Raw genomic sequence first — 26,983 nt, 5'->3', positions numbered from 1 at the left:
CATCTCAAATAGCGGGGTCGCCCACCTGCCAACGAATCTGGTCGATGGCCGCCAGCAACTCGGGCGACAGCGCGGTGCCCCAGGCGGCCAGGTCTTCGTCGAGCTGCGCCAGCGAGGTCACGCCGATGATGGTGCTGGCCACGCGCCAGTTGGTGTAGCAAAAGGCCAGCGCCAGCTGCGTGGGCGTCAGGCCATGCTCGCGCGCGAGCTGGTTGTAGCGGCGCGCGGCGGCCAGCGCCTCGGGGCGGCCCCAGCGTTGCTTGCGCACCGATTCATAGCTGGCAATGCGGGCGCCCTGGGGCGCGCCCGGCCCCTCGATGCCGCTGGCGTCGTACTTGCCCGTGAGCAGGCCAAAGCCCAGCGGCGAATAGGCCAGCAGCGACACGCTCAGGCGGTGGCAGGTTTCGTCGAGCGCGTTGTCGTAGCTGCGGTTGATCAGGCAATAGGGGTTCTGCACCGTGGCCACGCGCGGCAGGCCATGCTGCTGAGCCAGGCGCACGAACTCGTACACGCCGTAGGGCGTTTCGTTGGACAGGCCAATGTGTCGCACCTTGCCGGCCTTGACCAGCCCGGCCAGCGCCTGCAGCTGCTCGTGGATGGGCGTCTGCTCGGTTTCCTTGGCCGGGTCGTAGTATTTGGTGCCAAAGGCCGGCACATGGCGCTCGGGCCAGTGGATTTGGTAGAGGTCGATCACATCGGTCTGCAGGCGCCGCAGGCTGCCCTCGCACGAGGCCACGATGTCGGCGGCCGTCATGCCTTTGCCTTCGCGAATCCAGGGCATGCCGCGCGAAGGCCCGGCCACCTTGCTGGCCAGCACCAGCTTCTGGCGCGCGCCCGGGTTCTTGGCAAACCAGTTGCCGATGATGGTTTCGGTGGCGCCAAAGGTGGGCGCCCGGGCCGGCACGGCATACATCTCGGCCGTGTCGATGAAGTTGACCCCGCGCGCAAGCGAGCGATCGAGGATGGCATGGGAATCGGCCTCGCTCACCTGCTCGCCAAAGGTCATGGTGCCCAGGCAGATGGGGGTGACATGCAGGTCGCTCTGACCGAGCTGGATGGTTTTCATGCGGGCTCCAAAAATGATGTGGCGCAGTGTAAGAGCTGCTTTGGCCTGGCCGCTTGCCGCCGACGGATCGCTCAGTGCGCCAGGGGGGCATTCCCTGGCCACCCCGGCCCGGCGCAATCGGCCAGCACCCGGCAGTCTTGTGGTTGACAGCCATCGGCCGCAGCGCCCCCAATAATGCTGCCATGTACCCAGCACTCCGCACCAGCCGCAGCCACTTCATCCCCCTGCGCACGCTGCGCTACCACCTGCATCTGTGGGGCGAGGCCCGGCCCGGCAGCACCCCGCTGGTGCTGGTGCATGGCTGGATGGATGTGGGCGCGTCCTACCAGTTCGTCGTGGATGCGTTCTCCGAGGCCTTTGCGGCGGGGCGCCAGATCATTGCGCCCGACTGGCGCGGCTTTGGCCAAAGCCGCCTGCCCTCGCCCTGCGATCACTATGTGTTTGCCGACTACCTGGCCGACCTCGACCAGCTACTGGACCAGATGGTGGGCGAGCAGCCCGTCGATCTGGTGGGGCACAGCATGGGCGGCAACGTGGCCATGCTGTATGCGGGCGTGCGGCCCGCGCGCATTCGGCGCCTGGTCAACCTCGAAGGCTTCGGCCTGCCCGCCACCCGGCCCAGCCAGGCGCCGGCGCGCTATGCGCAGTGGCTGGACGAGATGAAGCAGCTGCCGCAGGGCGGGATGGCGCTCAAGGCCTATGACAGCGCGGCCAGCGTGGCCCAGCGCCTCATGAAGACCAACCCGCGCCTGTCGCAGGACAAGGCCGACTGGCTGGCCCGGCACTGGGCCGCGCCCAAGGCCGGCGGGCAGTGGGAAATCCTGGGCGACCCGGCGCACAAGGTCACCAGCGCGCAGTTGTTTCGCCTGGACGAAGTGCTGGCGCTTTACGAAGCCATCAGCGCGCCCACGCTGGCCGTAGAGGCTGGCGACGACAGCCTGGGCCGGTGGTCGAAGGGCCAATACAGCCTGGACGAATACCACCAGCGCCTGACCCATGTACGCAACTGCCGCATTGCGGTGGTGCCCGACGCCGGCCACATGCTGCACCACGACCAGCCCGAAGCCGTGGCGGCACTGATCGAGCAGTTTGTGGGTGATATATAAAGAAAATGGCTCTAGCGCTTATGTACCAAGCGCAAGCAGCTATCTTTTTTGATATTTTTTGGGCGATATCCCGGTGATCGCCGTGGCCGCCCGGCTGGCCGCAGGGCCTTGGGCACCGGGGATCTGCTCCCATGAGAAAATCACGGGTTATTCCACAAGACACCCAGGACAACACCATGGACGCAGAACGTATCAACCTCATTGGCAACACCCTCAACGACCTGGCCGTGCGAACGCAAGAGTTACGGAGGTATCTTTGACTTCGATGCCAAATTTGAACGCCTGCGCACGGTAAACGCATCGCTCGAAGACCCTTCGGTCTGGAACGATCCCAAGAAAGCCCAGGAGCTGGGCAAGGAAAAGAAATCCCTGGACGGCGTGGTACTCACGCTCGACAAACTCACGCGTGAGCTGGCCGACAACAGCGAGCTCTACGACATGAGCAAGGAAGAAGGCGACGAAGCGGGCTTGATGACCATCGAAGCCGAAACCGCCAAGCTCAAACCCGAGATCGAACAGCTCGAGTTCCGGCGCATGTTCCGCATGGAAGCCGATCCGCTCAACTGCTTTGTCGACATCCAGGCCGGCGCCGGCGGCACCGAGGCCTGCGACTGGGCCAGCATGCTGCTGCGCCAGTACCTCAAGTACGCCGAGCGCAAGGGCTTCAAGGCCACGGTCGAAGAAGAAACCCCAGGCGACGTGGCCGGACTCAAGAGCGCCACGATCAAGATCGAGGGCGAATACGCCTATGGCCTGTTGCGCACGGAAACCGGCGTGCACCGCCTGGTACGCAAGAGTCCGTTCGACAGCTCGGGCGGACGCCACACCTCATTTGCTTCGCTGTTCGTCTACCCTGAAATCGATGACTCCATCGAGATCAACATCAACCCGGCTGACGTGCGCACCGATACCTACCGCGCGTCCGGCGCGGGCGGCCAGCACATCAACAAGACCGATTCGGCCGTGCGCCTGACGCACATGCCCACGGGCATCGTGGTGCAGTGCCAGGATGGCCGCAGCCAGCACGGCAACCGCGACATTGCCTGGCAGCGCCTGCGCTCCAAGCTCTACGATTTCGAGATGCGCAAGCGCCAGGAAGAGGCGCAGAAGCTGGAAGACACCAAAACCGATGTCGGCTGGGGCCACCAGATTCGCAGCTATGTGCTGGACAACAGCCGTATCAAGGACCTGCGCACCAACGTCGAAATCTCTGCCACCCAGAAGGTGCTGGACGGCGACCTCGACGCATTCATCGAAGCCTCCCTCAAGCAGGGCGTTTAAGGAAAACCCATGTTGCAAATGCGTGACGGCCAGGGCCCAGCGCCCGCCATTCACCGCGCCGACTACCAGGCCCCGGCTTGGTGGATCGACACCGTCGACCTGACGTTCGACCTGGACCCCGCCAAGACCCGCGTGCTCAACAAGATGCGCCTGCGCCGCAACCCGGACGTGGCCGCGCAGCCGCTGCGCCTGGACGGCGAAGAGCTGAACTTGGCACGCGTCATGGTCAATGGCGGCGGCACCTCGTTCAAGATGGATGGCAACCAGCTGGTGTTGGAGAACCTGCCCGAAGGCACCGAGCCCTTCGATCTGGAAATCTTCACCACCTGCGCGCCGGCCAAGAACACGCAGCTCATGGGCCTGTATGTGAGCCAGGGCACGTTCTTCACGCAGTGCGAGGCCGAGGGCTTTCGGCGCATCACCTATTTCCTGGATCGCCCGGACGTGATGGCCAGCTACACCGTCACGCTGCGCGCCGACAAGATGCTGTACCCGGTGCTGCTCTCCAACGGCAACCTGGTGGACAGCGGTGCGCTGGACGATGGTCGTCACTTTGCCAAATGGGTCGATCCGCACAAAAAGCCCTGCTACCTGTTCGCCCTGGTGGCGGGCAAGCTGGTGGCGCGCGAGCAGAAGATCAAGAGCCGCTCGGGCACCGAGCACCTGCTGCAGGTGTATGTGCGCCCCGGCGACCTGGGCAAGACCGAGCACGCCATGAACTCGCTGATGTACAGCGTGGCCTGGGACGAAGCCCGCTTCGGCCTGCCGCTGGACCTGGAGCGCTTCATGATCGTCGCCACCAGCGACTTCAACATGGGCGCCATGGAGAACAAGGGCCTGAACATCTTCAACACCAAGTACGTTCTGGCCAGCGAGTCCACCGCCACCGACACCGACTTCGGCAACATCGAAAGCGTGGTCGGCCACGAATACTTCCACAACTGGACCGGCAACCGCGTCACCTGCCGCGACTGGTTCCAGCTCTCGCTGAAGGAAGGCCTCACGGTCTTTCGCGACCAGGAGTTCAGCCAGGATCTGGCCGGCAGCCCGTCGGCCCGCGCCGTCAAGCGCATTGAAGATGTGCGTGTGCTGCGCACCGCCCAGTTCCCCGAAGACGCCGGCCCCATGGCCCACCCGGTGCGGCCCGACAGCTACATCGAGATCAACAATTTCTACACCGTCACCATCTACGAAAAGGGTGCCGAGGTGGTGCGCATGATGCACACCCTGGTGGGCCGCGAAGGCTTTGCCAAGGGCATGAAGCTGTATTTCGCGCGCCACGACGGCCAGGCCGTGACCTGCGACGACTTCGCCCAGGCGATTGCCGACGCCAACCCCACCAGCGACCTCGCGCGCCTGCTGCCCCAGTTCAAGCGCTGGTACAGCCAGGCCGGCACGCCCCGCGTGCAGGCCACGGGCCAGTACGACGCTGCTGCCCGCAGCTACACGCTCACGCTCACGCAAAGCTGCGTCCCTACGCCCGGCCAGAGCGCCAAGGAGCCGTTCGTCATTCCGGTGGAGCTGGGCCTGCTCAGTGCCAGCGGCGATGCCCTGCCCTTGCAGATGGCGGGCGAAAGCGCCGCAGGCGCCGCATCGCGCACCGTGGTGCTCACCGAGCCCACGCAAACGCTCACCTTCGTGCATGTGGATGCCGAGCCGGTGCCCTCGCTGCTGCGCAACTTCAGCGCCCCCGTGGTGCTGGACATCGAGTACACCGATGCCCAGTTACTCACGCTGCTGGCGCACGATGCAGACGCCTTCAACCGCTGGGAAGCAGGCCAGCGCCTGGCGCTGCGTACCGCTATCAATGCAATAGCTGATAGCGCTTACCAAGCAAGCGCTAATGGCGTTTTTGACCATAACTTTCTTGATGCCGACTTCATCGAGGCCATGCGCACCGTGCTGCGCAACCCGGCGCTGGACGCGGCCTTCAAGGAGCTGGTGCTCACCCTGCCGTCTGAAACCTACATCGCCGAGCAACTCGATGTGGTGGACCCGCAGCGCATCCATGCGGTGCGCGAAGCCATGCGCGAGCAGCTGGCGCTGGCCCTGCAGGCCGACTGGGAACGGGCCTGGGAGCAAAACCAGGACACCGGTGGCTACCGCCCCGACCCGGTCTCGTCGGGCCGTCGCGCCCTGAGCGGCCTGGCGCTGCACATGCTATGTATCGCCGCCCGGCGCACCGGCGATGTGGTCTGGCCCGGCAAGGCCTACCAGCGCTTCAAGGTGGCGGCCAACATGACCGACCGCTTCAACGCCCTCACCGCCCTGGTGGCAAGCGGCAGCGAACTGGCAGCCCCTGCGCTTGCGCGCTTTCATGTGCTGTTCAAGGACGAGCCGCTGGTCATCGACAAATGGTTTGCCCTGCAGGCGGGCGCGCCCGACCGCGCCGGCAACGTGCTGCCCGCCGTGCGCCAGCTCATGCAGCACCCGGACTTCAGCCTGAAGAACCCCAACCGCGCGCGCAGCGTGGTCTTCAGTTACTGCAGTGCCAACCCCGGCGCCTTTCACCGTGCGGACGCGGCGGGCTACGTGTTCTGGAGCGATCGTGTGATCGAGCTCGATGCCATCAACCCGCAGGTCGCCGCACGCCTTGCGCGCGCGCTAGACCGCTGGAAGAAGCTGGCCGAACCCTGGCGCACCGCCGCGCGCGAAGCCATCGCCCGCGTGGCCGCACGCCCTGACCTGAGCAACGACGTGCGCGAGGTTGTCACCCGCGCACTGGCCGAATAAGGAGAATTTTCATGGCAAACAAAGTCAGCCTGACCCGCTACCTGGTCGAACAGCAGCGCGTGGACGGCCTCATCCCCGGCCAACTGCGCCTGCTGCTCGAAGTGGTGGCGCGTGCCTGCAAGAGCATCAGCCACGCCGTCAACAAAGGCGCCCTCGGTGGCGTGCTCGGCAGTGCCGGCAGTGAGAACGTGCAGGGCGAAGTCCAGAAAAAGCTCGACATCATCGCCAACGAGGTGCTGATCGAGGCCAACGAATGGGGCGGCCATCTGGCCGGCATGGCCAGCGAGGAGATGGACGGCATCTACGTCGTACCCAACCGCTACCCCAAAGGCGAATACCTGCTGCTGTTCGATCCCCTCGATGGCTCCAGCAACATCGACGTCAACGTGAGCATCGGCACCATCTTCAGCGTGCTCAAGATGCCCGAAGACGACCGCGGTGTGGACGAAGGCGACTTCCTGCAACCTGGCAACCAGCAGGTGGCTGCAGGTTATTGTGTTTATGGACCACAGACCACGCTGGTGCTCACGGTGGGCGACGGCGTGGCCCTGTTCACGCTCGACCGCGAACAGGGCTCGTTCGTGCTGACGCAAGAAAATGTGCGTATTCCTGAAGACACCAAGGAATTCGCCATCAACATGAGCAACATGCGCCACTGGGACGAACCGGTCAAGCGCTACATCGACGAATGTTTGCAGGGAAAGGAAGGCCCGCGCGGCAAGGACTTCAACATGCGCTGGATTGCCAGCATGGTGGCCGACGTGCACCGCATCATGACCCGCGGCGGCATCTTCATGTACCCCTGGGACAAGCGCGAACCCAACAAGCCCGGCAAGCTGCGCCTGATGTACGAAGCCAACCCCATGGGCTGGCTCATCGAACAGGCAGGCGGCGCCGCCACCAACGGCAAACAACGCATCCTCGACATCCAGCCCACCCAGTTGCATGAACGCGTCAGCGTGATTCTGGGTTCAAAAAATGAGGTGGAGCGGGTGACAAGCTATCATTCCAAGCTATAATCGCAGGCTTACGCCGGTGTAGCTCAGTCGGTAGAGCAGCTCATTCGTAATGAGAAGGTCGGGTGTTCGATTCATCTCTCCGGCACCAGATAAAAGCCCCTGATTCGCAAGAGTCAGGGGCTTTTATATCTTGCGGCCAGAAAAACACCTGCCCCCAGCACTGCCAATGATGCATCACCGAAACCGTCGCAGCGAGTGATTCATGCAGCAGACCTGCACGCCATCTATGTAACCCCGCCACTTCGCGCCTCATTCATCTTCTGCAGCACCAATGCCCGGAAAAAGCACCTCGGTATAACCAAACTGCGCAAAATCGCGCACCCGCATGGGATACAGCTTGCCAATCAGGTGGTCGCATTCGTGCTGCACGACGCGAGCGTGAAACCCGTCTACCGTCCTGTCGATCGGGTCACCATAGGGGTCAAACCCCATGTAGCGAATACGCGACCAACGTGGCACCTTGCCACGCAATCCCGGCACCGACAGACATCCCTCCCAATCCTCATCCTCCTCTGCACCCACTGGGGTAATAACCGGATTGAGAAGCACCGTCGGCGGCACCAGAGGCCGATCGGGGTAGCGGGGATTGGCGTCGGCCGAGCCGAAAATCACCACCTGCAGATCGACACCAATCTGGGGGGCCGCCAGACCCGCACCATTGACCGATCGCATGGTGTCGAACATGTCGCGCACCAACAGATGCAGCGCATCGGTATCAAACCTCTGCACGGGCTGGGCAATACGCAGCAAGCGCGAATCGCCCATCTTCAAAATGGTATGAATGGTCATGGGAACAGGCCTGTCAATTGCTGTAATTCACTGCATGTGCGAAAAAGCAGGCAAGCATAGCGCGAGCAACATGCCCATGCATCCATGCAAAATCACGGTCAATGGCTTCGCCCTTCGACGATCATCTCGACACCCAAATGCCCAAAGAGCTACCGCTACCCTTGCGCTGGCTGCTGAAGGTTTTTGCAGCGATGTGCCTGATTCTGGGCGTTGCAGGTATGTTTGTGCCCGGGCTGCCAACCACCGTTTTCATCCTGATGGCGGCATGGGCTGCAGCCCGCAGTTCGCCCGCGATGTTTCGATGGCTTTGGCACCACCGCCTGTTCGGCCCCATGCTGCGTAACTGGGCCAATGGCGGCTGCGTAAGCCGCCGGTCCAAGTGGACTGCCACCCTGATGATGGCCCTAAGCAGTGTCATTCTGATGTTTACAGACGCACCGCGCTGGGCTGTGATGCTTGCGTGCATCTGCATGGCGTGCGTGTTGGCGTGGCTGTGGCGCAAGCGGGAGCCAGCACAGTAGCTTTTTGGACAGCCGCCAGTCACGTAAAAATGCGCATTTTTATGTATATAATTTAAGTCTTGTTCCTCGATAGCTCAGTCGGTAGAGCGCCGGACTGTTAATCCGTAGGTCCCTGGTTCGAGCCCAGGTCGAGGAGCCAAAGAACTTTCGTTGAAAAGACGATATGAATCAAGCACTTAGATAAATCGTCCAAGTGCTTTTTTCATTTCTGCCTGCCCAAAAAACCTCCTCTCAGAGGCACCCCTTTCAAGGTGTTTAAAAGGAAACCGTCGTAATCTTCTGATTTCTCTGGAATCAGAAACAAGATGGTCTGGCAAGCAGTGGTAGAGCGGTTCGAACAGCAAGCACCCGCCAGCGTGATGGCACGCCTGGCCCTGGAGCAGGCACTGCCAGCGCACTGGATCGATGAAGTGTTCGAGACGCACCGCCAGCGCCAGTACCCGCGCGAGTTGTTGTTCTCCACGGTGGTGGAGCTGATGACGCTGGTATCCCTGGGCCTTCGGCCCTCGCTGCACGCGGCAGCGCGCAAGCTCGATGAACGACTGCCGGTGTCACTGGCGGCGCTGTACGACAAAGTCAATCGCTGCGAGCCCGCAGTGCTGCGCGCGCTGGTGCAGGGCAGCGCGCAGCGGCTTGCGCCGTTGGCCGCGTGCCTGCCCGAGCAGGCCAGCTTGCCCGGCTGGCAACTGCGCGTGCTGGACGGCAACCACTTGCCCGCCAGCGACAAGAGACTGGCCGTGCTGCGCGGCTTTCGCGGCGCGGCTCGCCCGGGCCACACCCTGGTGGTCTACGACCCCGACAGTGCGTTGATGTGCGACATCGTGGCGTGTGAGGATGCGCACCAGAGCGAACGCGTGGCAGCGGCCGCGCTGATCGAGTCCGCCCTGGCGCAGCAGGCATGGATTGCAGACCGGCACTTTTGTACCGAAGCGCTGCTGCGCGGCCTGAGCGAGCGCCAGGCCTGCTTCATCGTGCGCGAGCATGCGCGCCATCCCCGTCTGGCTGAGCGTGGCCCATGGGGCCAATGCACCGACATCGAGACAGGGCGCGTGCGTGAGCAAAGCATCAAGCTCAAGAACCACGCGGGTCAGGAACAGCCCTGGCGGCGCATCGAGATTGAACTGTCATCACCTACAGAGTCGGGCGACACGCACATCGCCCTGTGGAGCAATCTGCCCGAGGAGATCGAGGCAGCCACCATTGCGCGCCTGTATCGCAAGCGCTGGCGCATCGAAGGCATGTTCCAGCGGCTGGAGTCGGTGCTGCACAGCGAGATCAAGAGTCTGGGTCATCCACGCGCGGCGCTGCTGGATTTTGCCGCAGCGGTGCTCGCCTACAACGTGCTGGCCCTGCTCAAGCGGGTGATTGAGAAAGCGCACGAGGCCACGCATCCCGAACTGGATGTGTCCACCTTTCACCTGACGGTGGAGATCAACAGTGGTTATGAAGCAATGGCTTTGGCCTTGCCGCCCGAGCATTTGCCACAAGTGGGCGACGTGCAGCCATGCCAGCTCATGGAGCGCTTGTTGCTGCTGGCCGCTCGCCTCAAGCCCAGACAGCTGACAACCAGCAAGCGGGCACCCAAACCACAGGTTCCAAAAGGGTTTGTGGACGGCAGCCTCGCTCGTTCGCATGTGGCAACCGCCCGGGTTATCCAGGCTGGGAGGGCAACACCTTGAAAGGGGTGCCTCTCAGAGGCCCATGGGACACTGGCCCTAAATCCGGCAGTTCCCCCCGCCAAAGCTGAGCAAACCCGGCACTGGCGCGGGCTGGCGCTGATTTGGCACACTCACCCGAAGGGTGAAAGCAAACGCAGACGAATGGGAGCCCTTGTCAAGGGCGAGCAAAAAACCGTTGAGCCGCAGATCGTGGACACGCTGGGCGGGAGCATGCATGTGCGCGGGGACTCAGACGCGGCGGCCACGCCGCATGGCCAGCTGGTCTTTTTTGCGCAGTTCCTGGCCGCCACCGGAGTCTTCGATCGCTGGGTGTCGCAGTGCCCCCTGCCCTTGATGAACCCAACCACTTGCGACACCGCGTACTTCGGCGGGATCGATAGCATCACATGCACCTCATCAGGCATCGGGTGCCCTTCCTCCACCCTGTACTCCTTTTGCGCCGCCAGCTTGCGAAACACCTCTCCAAGGTGCTGGCGCAGTTGGTAGTACTGCGTCCTTCGCCGACATTTCGGCATGAAACCACGTGATATTTGCAGTCCCATGCCGTTTGATTCAAACTCTCATACTTGTCCATCCTCATTATTCCTTTCGTTTGCTGGGCGGCTCACGTCTGGAAGTCTCTGCGATGGACAACTCCTGAAAAGTCAAACTCCTACTGCCTCCCCGGCAGAGCCGGGGGTTTTCCTGCTATTAATAAACTGCGTCGAATCAATAACGTTCTGGACACCGGGCGTCCACCCTCATAGCCAGTGCCGGGCAAACCCGTCAGCCTTTGGGCGCCTGGCGCGCGGCAAACGCCAGCACGGCCTCCAGCATGCGCCGCAGGTGCGGCTGCACGCCCGCAGCCACCTCGGGCAGGTAGTCAAATGGCAATGCTTCTTGCATATAGCTGCACTGGGTCATCTCCAACTGGATGGCATGCACGCCCTGCCCCGGCTGGCCATAGGTGCGTGTAATGTGCCCGCCCTTGAAGCGGCCATTGAGCACTGCCGTATACCCACTGGCTTGCTTCGCAATCGACAGCACTTCTTGCGCCAACGCAGGGTCGCAGCTTTCGCCGTTGGCCGTGCCCAGATTCAGATCCGGCAGCTTGCCGTCAAAGAAGCGCGGCAACACCGAGCGGATCGAATGGGCATCCCACAGCACCGCCACGCCATGCAGAGCGCGGATGCGATCCAGCTCTGCGCGCAGTTGCGCGTGGTACGGCGCCCAGACCGCATCACGCCGCCCAGCAACCTCTGCGTCATCTGGCACATCACCGTTGGCATAGATGGGTGTGTCGTCAAAGGTATCGACAGGACACAGGCCGGTGACGCTCTGGCCCGGGTACAGGCTGGCGCCGTCGGGCGGGCGGTTCAGATCGACCACATACCGCGAATGCGTGGCCACCAGGATGGACGCCCCCATGTCTTTGGCAAAGGCGTAGAGGCGCTCCATGTGCCAGTCCGTGTCGGGCACCTGGCGGGCTTCTTCCGTGAAGCGAGCGGCCAGCGCCGGGGGCACATAGGTGCCTGCGTGGGGCATGGAGATCAGCAGCGGCTGCGTGCCCTGGTAAAAATTGAACGACGGTGGTGGTGCGGTATTGGCGGTATTGGTCATGGCGGGTTCAGAAAAAAGGGGGAAAGGGATCAGTCGCGTGCAATGGTGGCAGAGCGCGCGGCCACAAAGGCCTGCGCGGCGGCCTCGTGCAGCGCATGGCGGCCTTTGGACACACGGCACACGCCACCTGCCCACAGGCTATCAAGGGCTGAAGTGCGGTGGCTGCCAAACACATGGGCCGACAGCATGCTGTGCACAGGCAGATCACGCAGCGCCACATGCTGCGCGTCCAGCACCACCATGTCAGCCTGCTGGTCCACGGCCAGGCCACCAACAGCGCGCCCGGCGGCCTGCGCGCCACCCGACACGGCCTGCAAGCTCATGGCCGTGGCGACCTCGGGCTGCGCCGCACTGGCCAGCACGTTGCGCTGACGCCGCGACAGGCGCTGGCTGTACTCCAGCATCTGCAACTCTTCGGCCGCGTTCACGCAGGCATGGCTGTCCGAGCCCACGCCCCAGCGGCCGCCATGTTGCAGCCACAGCGGCATGTCAAAAATGCCATCGCCCAGATTCGCTTCTGTCGTGGGACAGATGCCTGCCACGGCGCCCGTGCGTGCGGCAGCGGCGTATTCATCCGGCGTCATGTGCGTGGCGTGCACCAGGCACCAACGGGCGTCCACGGGTGCATGGTCGAGCAGCCATTGCACGGGGCGCTGGCCGCTCCAGGCCACACAGTCATCCACCTCCTGCGTCTGCTCGGCAATGTGGATGTGGATGGGAGCCTGCGGGTTCAAGGCGGTAAGGCCCTGCACGGCAGCGGCCAGGCTGTCGGGCGGCACAGCCCGCAGCGAGTGCGGCGCCAGACCCAAAACGGCCCCTTGCGCTTGTGCAGCGGGCGCAAGGCGCTCCAATAAAGAGAGCATGTTGTCCGTGCTGCGGATGAAGCGCGCCTGGTCAGCACGCGGCGGCTTGGCGCCAAAGCCGCTGGTCTGGTACAGCACCGGCAGCAGTGTGATGCCCATGCCCGCGTTGCGCGCGGCGCGCAGCAGGGCCAGAGACAGCGTGGCGTCGTCGGCATAGGGCCTGCCATCGCGGTCGTGGTGCACGTAGTGAAACTCGCACACCGAGGTGTAGCCCGCCTCCAGCATCTCCACGTACAGCCAGGTGGCAATGGCCTCCAGCGACTCGGGCGTGATGCGCGCGGCAAAGCGGTACATCAGATTGCGCCAGCTCCAAAAGCTGTCCTGGCTTTCTCCCCGGTATTCAGTGAGTCCGGCAAACGCGCGCTGGAACGCATGCGAATGCAGGTTGGGCATGCCGGGTAGCAGAGGCCCGGCTGCCACCGGCGTGCCCTGTGGCGCGGTGGTGTCCGCAGTGACCGCACCAATGCGCCCCGCCCCATCCCAATGCACCAGCACATTGCGCGCCCAGCCGGTGGGCAGCAGCGCATCGGCCGCAAAAAGGCTGTGTGAAGCGTCAAGCGCCATGGCGAACTCCCTGGTGTGTGTGAATGCCCAGGCCGTCGGCGGCCACACGGCCCTGGCGCACGATGGTGCAGGCGGGCTTGTGGCCCAACCAGTAGGCCAACTCTGCAGCCTCCCCCACGGGCCACAGCACAAAATTGGCGGGTCGGCCCGACGCAATGAGCCCCTGCGAATCCTGCAGCCCCAATGCGCGCGCGGCATGGGTGGTGATGCCTGCCAGCGCCTCGGGCACCGTCAGGCGGAACAGCGTGCAGGCCATGTTGGCCATGAGCAGCAGGCTCAGTGCAGGCGAGGTGCCCGGGTTGTGGTCGGTGGAGACGGCCATGGGCACGCCCGCTTCGCGCAACTGCGCGATGGGGGGCAGCTGCGTGTCGCGCAGCGTGTAGTAGGCGCCCGGCAGCAGCACGGCCACGGTGCCGCCCGCCTTCATGGCGGCGATGCCGTCGGCCGATAAGTGTTCGATGTGATCACACGACAGCGCGCCATAGCGCGCGGCCATCACTGCGCCGCCCATGTCCGACAGTTGCTCGGCGTGCAGCTTGACGGGGATGCCAAGCTTTTGTGCCGCCTGAAACACTTGCTCCGTTTCCGCCAAGGTGAAGGCGATGCGTTCGCAAAACACGTCCACTGCATCCACCAGGCCCTCGGCCGCCAGCGCGGGCAGCATCTCGTGGCAGACGAGGTCGGTGTACGCCTGGCTGCGGCCCGCGTACTCCGGTGGCAACGCATGCGCGCCGAGAAAGGTGGTGCGTACCGTCACGCCGAACGCCTCGCCCAGGCGGCGCGCCACGCGCAGCTGCTTGCGCTCATGGGCCAAAGCCAGCCCATAGCCAGACTTGATCTCGATGGCGCACACGCCCTCTGCCAGCAAGGCCTGCAGGCGCGGCAAGGCCAGCGCGAACAGCTCGTCCTCCGACGCCTCGCGCGTGGCCTTGACCGACGACACGATGCCCCCGCCCGCCTTGGCCACCTCTTCATAGGTGGCGCCGGCCAGGCGCATGGCGAATTCGTTGGCGCGCTGGCCGCCGTAGACCAAATGGGTGTGGCAATCGACCAGGCCGGGCGTGGCGATGGCGCCCTGGCCGTCAAACCGGGGCAAAGCGCTGAAGGCCGATGGCAACTGCGCGTGCGGCCCCACCCAGCGCACCATGCCACTTTGCACCACCACGCTGGCGGGTTGCCCCTCAGGCACCGCCACATCGGCCACCCACAAAGGGGCAACGGGTCGCAGGCCCGACCAGACGCCGTCCGCCATGGGGGCCGATGAAAGCCGGGAGAGCTCGCCCTGAATCTGCGGGTTTGCAAACGTGTTCATGGATGTAATTGCTACTCAATTAATAGCTGCTTACGCTTATAAATAAAGCGCTAGCGGCCATTTTTAATCATATTTCTGTCGAAATGAAAGGCTGCAGCGCCACAAAAGCCAGAACGGGGTCTGCACCTTGCTGCCGCACACCGCTCGTGTCACCGAGGGGTTCGAGGCGGGTGCTCGCAACCCCGCCGTCGCCCACCTGCGCGCCATTGCCATTGGCTTCGGCAGGTCCATTGACCCACCAGGCCCCCTGCCCCGCCATCAGCGAACGCGGGTTACCACCGTCGCCGCAAAAAACCCAGGTGCCCTGCAGCACCATACAAAGGCCAGCAGGGGCGTGGGCAAGCTGCTGCGCGTCACGCACCACTTGCAGCGTGCCGCGCCAGGCGCCCCGGCGCAGCATGAGATTGAAGTCGGTCGAGGCGCCACCCCGCATGCGGCAATCCACGGGCTCATCGCCCGAGAAGGCAAACGGGTGCCAACGCTGGTCCAGCGTATGCTCCCAACGGCCACCAGCACCCTGCAGATGCACACCATCGCCCCCCAGCAGCATGATCTGCCGATCCACCCCGGGGAAAGCCGAGAAAGGCCCGGGGGTGGCAATGGTGGCCACACTCACACGCCATTCAAAGCCGTCCATGCCGGCACCGGGTGGCCAGCAAACCAGCTCCTGCGTGCTACCGCCACCGTTCTTCCAGGGCACAGAAGATAGGTCGGCCAGGTCAAAAAACGCCATCATGCGACGTTACCCCGCTGCGTCGGCGCACCATCCACCAGCAGCGGGAACAGCGGGTGATTCATCTCGGCCCCGGCGGGCAGCTCATCGGCCAGGCCAGGAAACTCGGGCGATGTCTTCCACGGGCGGGGCGCATGGCGCGTGTCGTCACCGAGGAATCGCACCGAGAACACGCGGCGGCGGTTGGTGCCTTCCACCCCACCCGCCGCATGCAGCGTGAGCATGTGGAAACACACCACGTCGCCGGGCTCGATCTCCCAGCCCACGATGGGGAAGGCGTCGCGGTCGGCCTCGACATTGGGCAAGTCCTGCAGGCTGCCTTCGGGGAACCACTTGGCCTGGTTGTCCATGAAGGTGCGCGGCATGAGCCAGGGGCCCTTGTGTGAACCGGCCACGAATTCAAGCGTGGCAGCGCGGGACACCGGATCGACCGGAATCCACATGCTCACGTTCTGTTTGCCGTCGATGTTGTAGTAGGGCTGGTCCTGGTGCCACGGTGTGCGCTGGCGCGTGCCCGGCTCTTTCACCAACACATGGTCGTGGTACAGCCGCACGGTGCGCGATTGCATAAGCCGCTGCGCGACCAGGGCCAGCGGCGTCTCGTGCACGAAGCGGCCAAATTGCGGGATGTCTTGCCAGTTGCAGAAGTCCTCGAAGAAGCGGCCCGGGTCATCGGGGCGGCTGGCCACCTTGGCGCGCAGGCTGGGTGCGGCCAGGTTGGCATCGATGCCGTCGCGCAGCAGCGCTACCTCTTCGGGCGTGAGCAGCTGCTTGATGCAGATGGCGCCGTCGCGGGCGAAGTCTGCCACCTGCGCGTCGCTCAGTCGCTCCTGCAGGCGTTGTGCAAAGCTGGCCATTCACTTCACCATCGGCAGCTTCAGCCCCTGCTTCTTGGCCGTCTCCACCGCCAGTTCATAACCCGCGTCGGCATGGCGCATCACACCGCTGCCGCAGTCGTTGACCAGCACATTGGCAAGGCGCTGAGCCGCTGCTTCGGTGCCATCGGCCACGATGACCATGCCCGAGTGCTGCGAGTAGCCCATGCCCACGCCGCCGCCGTGGTGCAGGCTGACCCAGGTGGCGCCGCCCGAAGTGTTGAGCAGCGCATTGAGCAGCGGCCAGTCGCTCACGGCGTCGGTGCCGTCCTTCATGCCTTCGGTCTCGCGGTTGGGGCTGGCCACGCTGCCAGTGTCCAGGTGGTCGCGGCCGATGACGATGGGCGCCTTGAGCTCGCCGCTCTTGACCATCTCGTTGAAGGCCAGGCCCGCGATGTGGCGCTCGCCCAGGCCCAGCCAGCAGATGCGCGCGGGCAAGCCCTGGAAGGCGATGCGCTCGCCCGCCATGTCGAGCCAGCGGTGCACGTGTTTGTTCTCGGGGAACAGCTCCTTGATCTTGGCGTCGGTCTTGCGGATGTCCTCCGGGTCCCCCGACAGCGCCACCCAACGGAACGGCCCTTTGCCTTCGCAGAACAGCGGGCGGATGTAGGCAGGCACGAAGCCAGGGAAGTCGAACGCGTTCTTAACGCCTTCATCAAATGCCACTTGGCGGATGTTGTTGCCATAGTCCACCACCGGGATGCCCATCGACTGGAAGTCGAGCATGGCCTGCACATGCACGGCGCAGGATTTGGCGGCGGCTTTCTTCAGCGCTTCGTGCTGCGTCACGTCCTGCTGCGCGGCGCGCCACTGCGCCACGGTCCAGCCTGCGGGCAGGTAGCCGTTGACGAGGTCGTGGGCCGAGGTCTGGTCGGTTACCAAATCGGGCTTCAAGCCACCTGCCTGGGCACGCTTCACCAGTTCAGGCAGCACGTCGGCCGCATTGCCCAGTAGCGCGATGGAGATAGCTTCCTTGGCCGCCGTGTGCTGCTGGATGAGTTCAAACGCATGGTCGATGTCACGCGCCTGCTTGTCCACGTAGCGTGTGCGCAGGCGAAAGTCGATGCTGCTTTGCTGGCACTCGATGTTGAGCGACACCGCACCCGCAAAGGTGGCGGCCAGTGGCTGCGCGCCGCCCATGCCGCCCAGGCCCGCAGTCAGGATCCACTTGCCCTCCAGCGAGCCGCCGTAGTGCTTGCGGCCTGCCTCGGCAAAGGTCTCGTAGGTGCCCTGCACGATGCCCTGCGTGCCGATGTAGATCCAGCTGCCCGCCGTCATCTGGCCGTACATGAACAGGCCCTTCTGGTCCAGCTCGCTGAAGTGCTCCCAGTTGGCCCACTTGGGCACCAGGTTGGAGTTGGCCAGCAGCACGCGGGGCGCGTTGGCGTGGGTCTTGAACACGCCCACGGGCTTGCCGGACTGGATGAGCAGGGTTTCGTCGTCGTTCAGGTCCTTGAGCGAGGCGAGGATCTGGTCATAGCACTCCCAGTTGCGCGCGGCGCGGCCGATGCCGCCGTACACCACCAGGTCTTGTGGGCGCTCGGCCACTTCGGCGTCCAGGTTGTTCTGGATCATGCGGTAGGCGGCCTCGGTGAGCCAGCTCTTGCAGGTGAGCTGGTTGCCGCGCGGCGCGCGGATCACGCGGCTGGCGTCGTGGCGCGGGTCGGTGCTGGGGATGGAGGAAGCTGCGGCAGCGATGATGGCGTCGTTGGCGTTCATGGTGGGCTCCTGGGAATCGATGGGTGTGAATGGAAGGAAATCAGGCGTGGCTGGGCAGGCACTGCAGCAGCGGCGCAGGCCACGGCGTGTGCATCGCCCACTCGCGCATCGCTTCGATGTCGGTGGCGAGGTAGCGGTCCTGCTCCAGATACGCCACGCGCTGGCGGATGGCGGCGAACTGGTCTTCCACCAAAGGCGATGACTTCAAGGCACGGTCGAACTCCATGCCCTGGGCAGCGGCCATGGCTTCGATGCCCACCATCACCGCCGCATTGCGCACCATGTCGCCCAGGCGCCGCGCGCCGTAGGTGGCCATGGAGACATGGTCTTCCTGGTTGGCCGATGTGGGCAGGCTGGTCACGCTGCTGGGGTTGGCCAGGCATTGGTTCTCGGCCGCCAGCGCTGCAGCGGTGACCTGGGCGATCATGAAGCCTGAATTGACGCCGCTGTCGCGGATCAGGAAGGCGGGCAGGCCTGAGAGACCTGGGTCCAGCAGCAGCGACAGGCGGCGCTCGGAGATGGCGCCAATCTCGGCCACGGCCAGTGCGATGATGTCTGCCACGAAGGCCACGGGCTCGGCGTGGAAGTTGCCGCCGGAGATCACGTCGCCGTTGTCAAAAACGAGCGGATTGTCAGACGCCGCATTCGCCTCGATGGTGAGCACGCGTGCGGCATGGTGCAGGTTATCGAGGCACGCGCCCATCACCTGCGGCACGCAGCGGATGGAATACGGGTCTTGCACGCGGCCGCAGTTGGGGTGCGAGGTATCGATGGCGCTGCCATCGAGCAGCGCGCGCACGGCAGCGGCCACGGCGATCTGCCCGGTCTGGCCGCGTGCCTCGTGGATGCGTGCATCAAACGGCTTGACCGAACCCTTGATGGCTTCGAGCGACAGACAGCCTGCCACCAGCGCGGCAGCGAACACGCTCTCGGCACCAAACAGCCCGGCCAGCGCGAGCGAGGTGGACACCTGCGTGCCGTTGAGCAGCGCCAGCCCTTCCTTGGGACCCAGCACGAACGGTGCAAGGCCGATAGAGCGCATGGCCTCGGCCCCCGACACCACCGTGCCATTCACCTTGGCCTGCCCTTCACCGATTAGCACACAGGCCAGGTGGGCGAGCGGCGCCAGGTCACCCGACGCGCCGACCGAGCCCTTGGCCGGAATAACAGGAAGCACATTGGCGTTCGCCATGGCCAGCAGCGCATCCACGATTTCAGGCCGGATGCCGGAGTGGCCGCGCGCCAGGCTGATGGCCTTGGTCGCAAGGATGAGGCGCACCACATCGTCCGCCAGCGCATCGCCCGTGCCCACGCTGTGCGACAGCACCAGGTTGCGCTGCAACTCGGCCAGGCGCGCGTGGGCGATCTTGGTGCTGGCGAGCTTTCCAAAGCCGGTGTTGATGCCATAGACCACCTGGTCTTCGTCCACGATGCGCTGCACCGTGGCCAGCGACGCCTGCATGAGGGCGCGCGCGGACGGGTCCAGCGACAATTGCACGGGCGCGGCATAGATGCTGCGCAGAGCGGCCAACGACACATGGCCGGGGAGCAGGGTCAGGGAGGAAGTGGTGGCTTTTGTCATGGTGTTGATCCTGTATATACAAGTAGGTACAAGCGAAAGAAATTCTGGGGCTTTTGACCAACAGCCATCAACCAGCGACGGGGTTGCCGTCGGCCCGGAAGCGGCTGCCCAAACGGTAGCGGGTGGCGGGGTGCAAACACCGCACCACGGTGATGGGCACCCCGCGCGACCAGGTGCGGCGGGTGAGCAGCAGGCAGGGCTCCTGCGGAGACATCTCCAGCAGCGCGGCCTGCTCGGCGGTGGGCATGACGGCATCGACCACATGCTCGATCTGGTCGAACGGCACGTTGCGCACCAGGTATTCGGAGGGTTGCAGTTGCGTGAAGTCCTGCGCGGCGAACTGGGGCACCTGGCGCGGGTTCACGTGGCGGTCTTCCAGTTGGACGGGCAGGCCATCCTCGCGGTGGACGCACAGCGAGTGGAACACCGACTCGCCCGTGCGCAGGTCCAGCGCTGCCGCCACTTCGAGCGTGGCCGAGATGCGCTCCACGGCCAGCACGTCGCATCGGTAGTCGTGCCCCCGCTGGCGGATTTCGCTCGCGAGGTTGGCGATCTGCAGCAGCGTGGACTGGGGCTTGTCTTCCGCCACGAAGCTGCCCACACCTGCCACGCGCACGATGCGGCCCTGCTCCACCAGTTCGCGCAGCGCGCGGTTCACCGTCATGCGCGAGATGCCGAACTGGGTGACCAGCTCGTTTTCGGACGGCAGGCGGTCGCCCGCGCGCCAGATGCCTTCCTGGATCTTGCGCGAGATGTGGTCCTTGATCTGCTCGTACAGCGCCATCGCCGGTGCGGGCGCAGCCACGGCTGCCACGGCCTTGGCAGGCGAGGCTCTGCGGGGTGCAGTGGCTACGGTGCTGCGGGAAAGACGGGCGCTCATGGGATGTGCGTTTTCAGATCAATGCAGATCCGCCGCCATGGATTCGGCGCGGATCTCTTCCGTGAGGCGCGCCTTGAGGTCCATGAACTCAGGGCTGGTCTTGATTGTGTAATGGCGCGGGTGCGGCAAGTCCACCGCCAGCTCGGTCTTGATGCGGCCAGGCCGGGCGCTGAACACGGCCACGCGGTTGGCCATGAAGATGGCTTCGTCGATGTCGTGGGTGACGAAGAGCACGGTCTTGCGCTCCGCTTCCCAGATGCCGAGCAGCAACTCTTGCATCAGCACGCGGGTCTGGTTGTCGAGCGCGCCAAAGGGCTCGTCCATCAGCAAAATCTTGGGGACGTTGGCCAGCGCGCGTGCAATGGCGGTGCGCTGCTGCATGCCGCCCGACAGCTGCTTGGGGAAATGCTGCTCGAAGCCGCGAAGGCCGACCTTAGCAATGAAGTACGCCGCGCGCTCCTTTTGCAGGGCCTCGGGCATGCCCCGCTCGCGCAGGCCAAAACGGATGTTCTGCTCAATGGTGAGCCAGGGGAACAGCGTATAGCTCTGGAACACCATGCCGCGCTCTGCGCCAGGGCCCTTCACTGGCATGCCGTCGAGCAGCACACGGCCGCTGGTGGCGTGGTCCAGCCCCGCCACGATGCGCAGCAACGTGGACTTGCCGCAGCCCGAGGGGCCGAGGATGGTCACGAAGTCGTTGTCACGCACTTCAAAATCCACCGGCTGCAGCGCCTGTGTGCGCTGGCCTTTGGCGGTCTCGAAGACGCGCGAGACGGCTTGAATAGATACGCGGCTCATCGCACAAAACTCCAGGCAAACAGACGGTGGTTGAGCGCCTTGAAGGCGAAGTCGGACACCAGCCCGATGAGGCCGATGATGATGATGCCGAAGATGATCTGGCCGGTGTTGAGCAGCGACTGGCTGTCGGTGATCATGTGACCGATGCCGCTGGATGAGCCGATCAGCTCGGCCACGATCACATAGGTCCAGGCCCAGCCCAGCACCAGGCGCAGGGTCTCGGCGATCTCGGGCGCAGCGCCAGGGATGAGCACGCGCGTGACGATGCCCTTGTGGCCCGCGCCCAGGGTGTAAGCAGCTTCCACCAGGTCGCGCCGCGCCCCCCCCACGGTGACGGCCACCATCAGCGTGATCTGAAAGACCGAGCCGATGAAGATGACGAGGATCTTCTGTGCCTCGCCAATGCCCGCCCACAGGATCAACAGCGGGATGAAGGCCGATGCAGGCAGGTAGCGGCAGAACGAAACGAAGGGCTCAAAGAAGGCCTCAATGCCCTTGTAGGCACCCATCGCGATGCCCAGCGGCACGGCGATGACAGCGGCCAGGATGAAGCCGCCGAACACGCGCCACACCGTCATGCCGATGTCTTTGTGAAAGCCGTATTCGCTGAACAGTAGCCAGCCCTCCTTGGCCATGGTGACGGGGCTGGCCAGGAAGGTGGGTGACACGAAGCCGCCCAGCGTGAAGAACGCCCACACCAGCACGAACAACACAAAAAAACCAAAGCCCAGCAGCCAGCGGGCACGGGCGCTCACAGGCTCCAGAGGGGCCAGTGAGCGTCGGCGCCCGGGGGCCTTTGGCGTGGTCACAGACAGGGGTTGCACAGCAGACATGGCGCGTTCTTCTTCCTGCTCTTATTTGATGAAGCTCGCGTCGAAGGTCACTGCCAAATCTTCATTCGCCTTGCGGATGATGCCCGCCTCCAACAAGATGGCCGTGGCGTCCTTCATGAAGGTGGTCAGCTCGCCCGCAAAGAACTTCTGGTTGGCAGCCTTGTCCTGCCAGCGCAGGAAGGACGACGACTTGGCGAACTGCTCGCCCGTCTGCTTGACGGCAGCACCCATGATCTCGTTGGACTTGGCAGGGTCGGCCTTGATCATGTCCAGCGCCTGGAAGTACGAGTTGGCCAGCGCCTGCGCGGCCTTGCCGTTGGCCTTGAGCCAGGTAGGGTCGCAGCCCACGGTGTCCATCACCATGGGGTAGTCAAGCGTGGTGGCCAAAATCTTGCCCGCAGCAGGGTTGTCGCGCACGGTGGAGAGGTACGGCTCGTAGGTCATGGCGGCATCGTTCTGGCCCGCCACAAAGGCTTGTGCAGCCGCCTGGGGCGACAGCGTGGTGGTCTTCACGTCCTTGAGGCTCATGCCGTTCTTGCTCAGCATCCAGGCCAGGCCAAAGTACGGGGCGGTGCCGGGCGCATCCACGCCGATGGTCTTGCCCTTGAGGTCGGCAAAGCTCTTGATGTCGCCGCGCACCGCGATGCCGTCAGCGCCATAGGACTTATCCATCTGGAAGATCTGCACGATGGGCACGCCATTAGCGTTCCAGGCCACATGCGTTTCGACCGTGGTGGCGGCGCACTGGATGGACTTGGATGCCAGGGCGAGGTGGCGGTCCTTTTGCGGAATCATCTTGATCTCCACGTCCAGCCCATTCTTCTTGAAGATGCCCGCTTTGTCGGCCAGGGTGAGCGGCGCAAAGCCCGTCCAGCCGGACATGCCCAGCACGATTTTGGTGTCCTGCGCCTGGGCCGGTGCGGCCAGGGCCATCATGCATGCCGTTGCCGCTGCCAGCGACGTCCATTTCACAACCGATCGAGTCATCATCTGCTCCTGTTTGAAGAAAGTACCTTGCCCCACTCCAGCCGGTGCACCCGTGCACATCGGCCGCCATCATGGCACCCTGGTATACCTGTCTATACAGGGTAAACACCAAAAACAGCTGAAAGTGATGCTGCCAATACACAGCAAGAAAAGGGCCAACCTGTGGCAACGGCTATTGGGTGGGGTTTTCAACACAATCAACTATCAAATTTATAGCTGCTTGCGCTTGTGCAACAAGCGTAAGAACCCAATTTGATATAAAAAGCGCCGCTGCAGACCCCCTGCATGGTTCGGTGACGACAAACCAAAACGCACCAGCGGTGTGCAGACAAAGCGCCCCTCAGCCTTAGCCCCCCTTTCAAGGTGTTACCCGCGGTGACCTTGCCCCTGAAAAGTGGGATTCTTAGCCCTATCGACCGTCAAAAAAGCAGGGGTTGGACAAAGGTCTGAAACCGAATTTCAACGGGCATGCCATTGAGGCGCCTGGTTTTTCAGGTGATCGCTGACAAAGTCCATGAGTGCTTTCGTTGCAAGGGTGGGATAGCGATTGGACGTTGTCAGCATGTAAATACTGTCGCCCACACCGACAGCTTCACAATTTTCGAAAACTTCCCTCCCCGATGGCCAGGTCAAATTCCCCCACCCTTGGCCACCCCAAATTCCCCCAGGCAGGACGGTCGGATTATGACGACTCGGGTGTGATGGCGATGCGTGCAGCGGCCTCCTTGAGGCGGTAGCTCTTGCCCTCGAACTCCAGCATCGCGCAGCGGTGCATGAGGCGATCCAGGATGGTGCTGGCCATGGTGGCGTCGCCGAGGTATTTGCCCCAGTCCTGCACCACGCGGTTGGACGTGATGAGAACAGCGCGGCGCAGCTTGTAGCGCTGGTGCACGATGGCCTGTAGGACTTCAGCGGCATGCTCGCTGATGCGTCTGGCCAGGAACAGGTCATCGAGGACGAGCAGGTCCGGCGCGACCCAGTCCTTGAGCAGCTCGGTGCGCTCTGCCGTAGTGGCCAGCGCGTAACGGGCGAACTCGGTGTCGGCTTCCAGGTAACGCACGTCATAGCCCTGCAGCGTGGCCTGGTAGGCCACGGCCTTGGCCACATGGCTCTTGCCGGTGCCCGGCTTGCCGATGATCAGCGCGTTGGCCCCCTCGCCGATGAACTTCAGGGTGTGCAACTCGAAGCAGGCGCTGCGCGGCAGCTTCGGGTTGAAACGCCAGTCGAAGTCAGCCAGCGAGGGGCGCTCATCCAGACCCGAGCGCTTGAAGCGGCGCTCGGTCAGGCGAGAGCGCCGGCGGTCCAGCTCGTCTTGCAGCATGGCGGCGAAGGTCTCCAGGAAAGGCTGCTGGGCGGCCTGGGCCTGCATCACGCGGGTGGACAGGGTCTCGGCGATGCCGGACAGGCGCAGCTCGCGCAGCGCGCGTTCGATCTCGATCATGTTCATGGCTGAACTCCCGGTGCGTTGGTTGGTGTTGTTGGTTGGTGGTGGTGGTGGTGGTGGTGGTGGTGTTTGCCGTGGCGGCGGCGAGCGCGAAGAGATCGCTGTACTCCTCAGCGTCTCGGATGAGCTCATGCTGCTGCGTCAGCGCGTGGGCACCGGCGGCGGGTGCTTCGCCGCAGGTAGCCTCGATGGCCGCCATCGCCTGGGCAAAGAGGGCTTCGGTCAGCGCCAGCACGCGCTTGTAGCTGTAGACCCCTTGCTCCAGGGCCTGGGCGCAGGCGGCATTGATGCAGTGCGCCGGGTAACGGCGCATGAGTCCCACAATGCCCCAGAGCTTGCGCTGCCCGACACGACCCTCGATGGCAAAGAGCAGCTCACACAGCCGGCTGGCGTGCTCACCAATCTCGCCGGCCTGACGCAGGATCAGGCGGGTCTCGCGAGACGGATTGAACACCCGCTCCTCCATGGGCAGAATCACCGTGCCGGGACGCTCGGCCTTGGCGTGGGTGCGCAGCAAGGCACGGGTGTGCATGTCACGAATCTCGATGCGCTGGGCGTAGATGCGCACCAACACCTTGGAGCCGATGTTCGCCGGGCGAGCGGCGTAGCTGCTGTGATCCACCCGCACACAGCTGTCGTCGCAGACGGTGCGCACCGCCTCGTCGAAATACTGCATTCCCAGCACTGGCAGGGGTTTGAGGTGGCTGCGCTCTTCCTCGAACATGGCCTGCACCTGGCGTCGCTCGGTGCCGTGGATGCGCTTGGATGCCCAGCTCTTCTCCCAGTGCGCCAGGAACTCGTTCTGGGCCTCGATGGACTCAAAGCGCCGGCCCTTCAAGGCCGTGGCCTGGGTATGGCCGATGGCATGCTCCACCGTGCCCTTGCGGTTGGGGTCTCGCACCCGCGCCGGGTCGGCCACCACGCCGTAGTGCGCCAGGGCGGCGGCGTACACCGGGTTGAGATCGGGCTCGTACAGGTCGGGCTTGAGGACGCCTTCCTTCAGATTGTCCAGCACCACGTACTGGGGGCAGCCCCCGAAGTACCGCAGGGCCCGCTCGTGCAGCTCGGCCCAGATCTGCTGGCTGGACTTCCAGACCACGCACCGGAAACTGGCACGGGAATACCGCAAGGTGGCCACGAACAGGCGGGGCTTGCGGTACCGGTCGCTGCCGGGCACGCGGGTGGGCGCGCCCTCGCCGTAGTCCACCTGCATCTCCTCGCCGGGCAGGAAGGACAGGCGATCGAACTGCTCGGGCTCCTTGTGCCGCAACTTTGCACAGAAGCGTTTGACCGAGTTGTACTGGCCATCAAAGCCGTGCTGGTCGACCAGGTCCTGGTAGATGGCCGTGGCGTTTCGCTTCAGCCGCAGCTGGGCTTCGATGAACTCGCGCCAGGGTTCGCACAGGGAGGTGGCCACCGGCCCAGGAGCCGGTGGCCAGGGTGGGGGAATTTGACCTGCCGAGCCGGTGGCCACCCCGGGGGAATTTGACTGCAGTTGCTCCAGCCAGCGCTGGTGGTAGCTCCTGACCGTCTTGCGGTCGATGCCCGTGATGCGGGCGATCTCGCGTTGCGATGTGTTGCGCTCCAGCAGTGTCTCTATGGTGGCGCGTTGGTTGGACTTCAAGACATTCACTCCTTGGCCTTCCCTCGGGGAAGACTGGATCAATGTCCTGCCAACAGGTGCCGACGACGCCGGCGTTAAACCCCTATCCCCGATCAGTTCAGGTGGGGGAGTTTGAGGTGGCCATAGACGGGGGAATTTGGGTGGCCATCAGGGCCCTCGCCCCGCCCGCTTGAATCGCCCGCCAGACCGCATACCGAGGCAGAAGGGCAACGCCGAGCCCCGCCATCATGGACTCGAACAAGAAAGGATAGTCTCCAGACTGGATTCTCGGATTTGCCCGAAGGGTGTGAGACACGCCGTCTATCCGCAGTTTCATGTTGAACCGACGGCCCAGGGATTGGGGTGTTATCAGGTCGCATCCTTCCAGGTCTGCCAGTTGTGTGATTGGAGGCCGGGCATTCAAAAAAGCGGTGGATGCGCACAGGCACCAACTGACGTCGCAAATCCGTTTTGCGACATGGTCTTCCGGCGGCTGCGAGGTTACCTTGAGGGCGACATCGACTTCCGCCGAGATAAGGTCGCCGATACTGTCGTTAATCGCGACCCGCAAGGAAATCTGCCGGTGGCTTTTGGCGAATTCGAGGAGGACTGGGGTGAGATACAGATGCGCCAGCCCTGTCGGCACACGTATTCGGACATCGCCTCTCAATGTCTGCCCGAGGCTATCGATCGAACTCCTGGCCGCGTCCAACTCTTCCTGCATTCGCAGGGCGTGCGTGTAAAGAAATTGTCCTGCCTCGGTCAATTCCACATGGCGGGTGGTACGCCGCATCAACTGCGCCCCGACCGCGTTCTCCAATAGCTTCAAACGTCGCGACGCGTTGGATCGCGTCATGCCGCTGGCTGCGGCCGCTGCTGTCAGCGACGGCGACTCCACCATCGTGATGAACAGCCGCAGCAGGTTCAGGTCCAGCTGATTGTCAATCATGGGTCAACATATGTGGCACAAATTGCGAGATTGTCGCCGACGCGATGC

At 64.0% G+C, this 26,983-nt stretch carries 21 protein-coding genes, 2 tRNA genes and 2 pseudogenes; 8 read left to right on the top strand and 17 right to left on the bottom strand.

Features of this window, described 5'->3' with window-relative positions; genetic code table 11:
• Positions 1-4 precede the first annotated feature (4 nt).
• Complete coding sequence (locus CCX87_RS07090) at positions 5-1,066, bottom strand: aldo/keto reductase (protein ID WP_087745018.1); 1,062 nt, start codon at positions 1,064-1,066, stop codon at positions 5-7.
• A gap of 182 nt (positions 1,067-1,248) precedes the next feature.
• On the opposite strand from CCX87_RS07090, the gene CCX87_RS07085 reads away from it, so the two are divergent.
• The 5 genes from CCX87_RS07085 to CCX87_RS07065 all read left to right on the top strand — a co-directional run bounded on the left by CCX87_RS07085 (position 1,249) and on the right by CCX87_RS07065 (position 7,293).
• Entirely contained in the window at positions 1,249-2,172 is a 924-nt protein-coding gene (locus tag CCX87_RS07085; protein WP_087745016.1) for an alpha/beta fold hydrolase, read from the top strand.
• 176 nt (positions 2,173-2,348) lie between these two features.
• A protein-coding gene (prfB, locus tag CCX87_RS07080; RefSeq protein ID WP_143218377.1) for a peptide chain release factor 2 occupies positions 2,349-3,453 on the top strand; the annotation gives its coding sequence in 2 pieces (ribosomal slippage) (positions 2,349-2,429 and positions 2,431-3,453; 1,104 coding nt in all).
• A 9-nt stretch (positions 3,454-3,462) separates the two neighbouring features.
• Positions 3,463-6,186: an aminopeptidase N gene (gene pepN, locus CCX87_RS07075; protein ID WP_087745014.1), complete on the top strand. Its 2,724-nt coding sequence runs from the start codon at positions 3,463-3,465 to the stop codon at positions 6,184-6,186.
• 11 nt (positions 6,187-6,197) lie between these two features.
• Entirely contained in the window at positions 6,198-7,205 is a 1,008-nt protein-coding gene (locus CCX87_RS07070) for a class 1 fructose-bisphosphatase (RefSeq protein ID WP_087745012.1), read from the top strand.
• Positions 7,206-7,217: 12 nt separating this feature from the next.
• A tRNA-Thr gene (locus tag CCX87_RS07065) sits at positions 7,218-7,293 on the top strand.
• A 161-nt stretch (positions 7,294-7,454) separates the two neighbouring features.
• Here the strand turns inward: CCX87_RS07065 and def are convergent.
• Entirely contained in the window at positions 7,455-7,994 is a 540-nt protein-coding gene (def, locus tag CCX87_RS07060) for a peptide deformylase (protein WP_087745010.1), read from the bottom strand.
• 101 nt (positions 7,995-8,095) lie between these two features.
• On the opposite strand from def, the gene CCX87_RS07055 reads away from it, so the two are divergent.
• The 3 genes from CCX87_RS07055 to CCX87_RS07045 all read left to right on the top strand — a co-directional run bounded on the left by CCX87_RS07055 (position 8,096) and on the right by CCX87_RS07045 (position 10,194).
• Complete coding sequence (locus CCX87_RS07055) at positions 8,096-8,515, top strand: YbaN family protein (RefSeq protein WP_087745008.1); 420 nt, start codon at positions 8,096-8,098, stop codon at positions 8,513-8,515.
• A 63-nt stretch (positions 8,516-8,578) separates the two neighbouring features.
• A tRNA-Asn gene (locus tag CCX87_RS07050) sits at positions 8,579-8,654 on the top strand.
• Between the two features lie 220 nt (positions 8,655-8,874).
• Positions 8,875-10,194, top strand: a complete 1,320-nt coding sequence (locus tag CCX87_RS07045; protein ID WP_087748227.1) for an IS4 family transposase — start codon at positions 8,875-8,877, stop codon at positions 10,192-10,194.
• A gap of 110 nt (positions 10,195-10,304) precedes the next feature.
• On the opposite strand, the pseudogene tnpA reads toward CCX87_RS07045, so the two are convergent.
• The 15 genes and pseudogenes from tnpA to CCX87_RS06970 form a co-directional block, all read right to left on the bottom strand.
• Positions 10,305-10,768 (bottom strand): annotated as a pseudogene (tnpA, locus tag CCX87_RS21280) (IS200/IS605 family transposase).
• Between the two features lie 191 nt (positions 10,769-10,959).
• Positions 10,960-11,793 carry an N-formylglutamate deformylase gene (gene hutG / locus CCX87_RS07035; protein WP_087745006.1) on the bottom strand — a complete coding sequence of 278 codons (834 nt, stop codon included), beginning with the start codon at positions 11,791-11,793 and terminating at the stop codon, positions 10,960-10,962.
• 29 nt (positions 11,794-11,822) lie between these two features.
• A complete protein-coding gene (locus CCX87_RS07030; RefSeq protein ID WP_087745004.1) occupies positions 11,823-13,220 on the bottom strand; it encodes a formimidoylglutamate deiminase in 1,398 nt (465 codons plus the stop codon).
• Positions 13,210-14,532 (bottom strand): imidazolonepropionase, encoded by a 1,323-nt coding sequence (hutI, locus tag CCX87_RS07025; protein WP_087745002.1) that lies wholly within the window; start codon positions 14,530-14,532, stop codon positions 13,210-13,212. Before hutI ends, CCX87_RS07030 begins: the two co-directional genes overlap by 11 nt.
• 67 nt (positions 14,533-14,599) lie before the next feature.
• Positions 14,600-15,265, bottom strand: a complete 666-nt coding sequence (locus CCX87_RS07020) for a HutD/Ves family protein (protein ID WP_087748226.1) — start codon at positions 15,263-15,265, stop codon at positions 14,600-14,602.
• Positions 15,265-16,122 (bottom strand): phytanoyl-CoA dioxygenase family protein, encoded by an 858-nt coding sequence (locus CCX87_RS07015; protein ID WP_087744999.1) that lies wholly within the window; start codon positions 16,120-16,122, stop codon positions 15,265-15,267. Before CCX87_RS07015 ends, CCX87_RS07020 begins: the two co-directional genes overlap by 1 nt.
• Positions 16,123-17,859, bottom strand: coding sequence for a urocanate hydratase (hutU, locus tag CCX87_RS07010; protein WP_087744997.1), 1,737 nt, complete (start codon positions 17,857-17,859; stop codon positions 16,123-16,125).
• Between the two features lie 40 nt (positions 17,860-17,899).
• A complete protein-coding gene (gene hutH / locus CCX87_RS07005) occupies positions 17,900-19,441 on the bottom strand; it encodes a histidine ammonia-lyase (protein WP_087744995.1) in 1,542 nt (513 codons plus the stop codon).
• A gap of 67 nt (positions 19,442-19,508) precedes the next feature.
• Positions 19,509-20,321 (bottom strand): histidine utilization repressor, encoded by an 813-nt coding sequence (gene hutC, locus CCX87_RS07000; RefSeq protein ID WP_087744994.1) that lies wholly within the window; start codon positions 20,319-20,321, stop codon positions 19,509-19,511.
• An 18-nt stretch (positions 20,322-20,339) separates the two neighbouring features.
• Positions 20,340-21,119 carry an ABC transporter ATP-binding protein gene (locus CCX87_RS06995; protein ID WP_087744991.1) on the bottom strand — a complete coding sequence of 260 codons (780 nt, stop codon included), beginning with the start codon at positions 21,117-21,119 and terminating at the stop codon, positions 20,340-20,342.
• Complete coding sequence (locus CCX87_RS06990; RefSeq protein WP_087744989.1) at positions 21,116-21,952, bottom strand: ABC transporter permease; 837 nt, start codon at positions 21,950-21,952, stop codon at positions 21,116-21,118. The genes CCX87_RS06995 and CCX87_RS06990 overlap by 4 nt, the downstream gene beginning before the upstream one ends.
• Before the next feature lie 21 nt (positions 21,953-21,973).
• On the bottom strand, positions 21,974-22,939 hold the full coding sequence (locus tag CCX87_RS06985) for an ABC transporter substrate-binding protein (protein ID WP_087748225.1): 966 nt from the start codon (positions 22,937-22,939) through the stop codon (positions 21,974-21,976).
• Between the two features lie 682 nt (positions 22,940-23,621).
• Complete coding sequence (istB, locus tag CCX87_RS06980) at positions 23,622-24,386, bottom strand: IS21-like element helper ATPase IstB (RefSeq protein ID WP_056269326.1); 765 nt, start codon at positions 24,384-24,386, stop codon at positions 23,622-23,624.
• Positions 24,387-24,465: 79 nt separating this feature from the next.
• Positions 24,466-26,049 (bottom strand): annotated as a pseudogene (gene istA, locus CCX87_RS06975) (IS21 family transposase); the annotation flags it as partial.
• Positions 26,050-26,104: 55 nt separating this feature from the next.
• The gene (locus CCX87_RS06970; protein WP_087744987.1) at positions 26,105-26,935 is read right to left on the bottom strand and encodes a LysR family transcriptional regulator; all 831 of its coding nucleotides are present in this window, start codon (positions 26,933-26,935) and stop codon (positions 26,105-26,107) included.
• Between the last annotated feature and the right edge of the window lie 48 nt (positions 26,936-26,983).

This window comes from Acidovorax sp. T1 (assembly GCF_002176815.1).
Taxonomy (GTDB): domain Bacteria; phylum Pseudomonadota; class Gammaproteobacteria; order Burkholderiales; family Burkholderiaceae_C; genus Acidovorax.
Note: the sequence above shows the minus strand (reverse complement) of the source record. Positions and strands in the feature narration are given on the sequence as shown.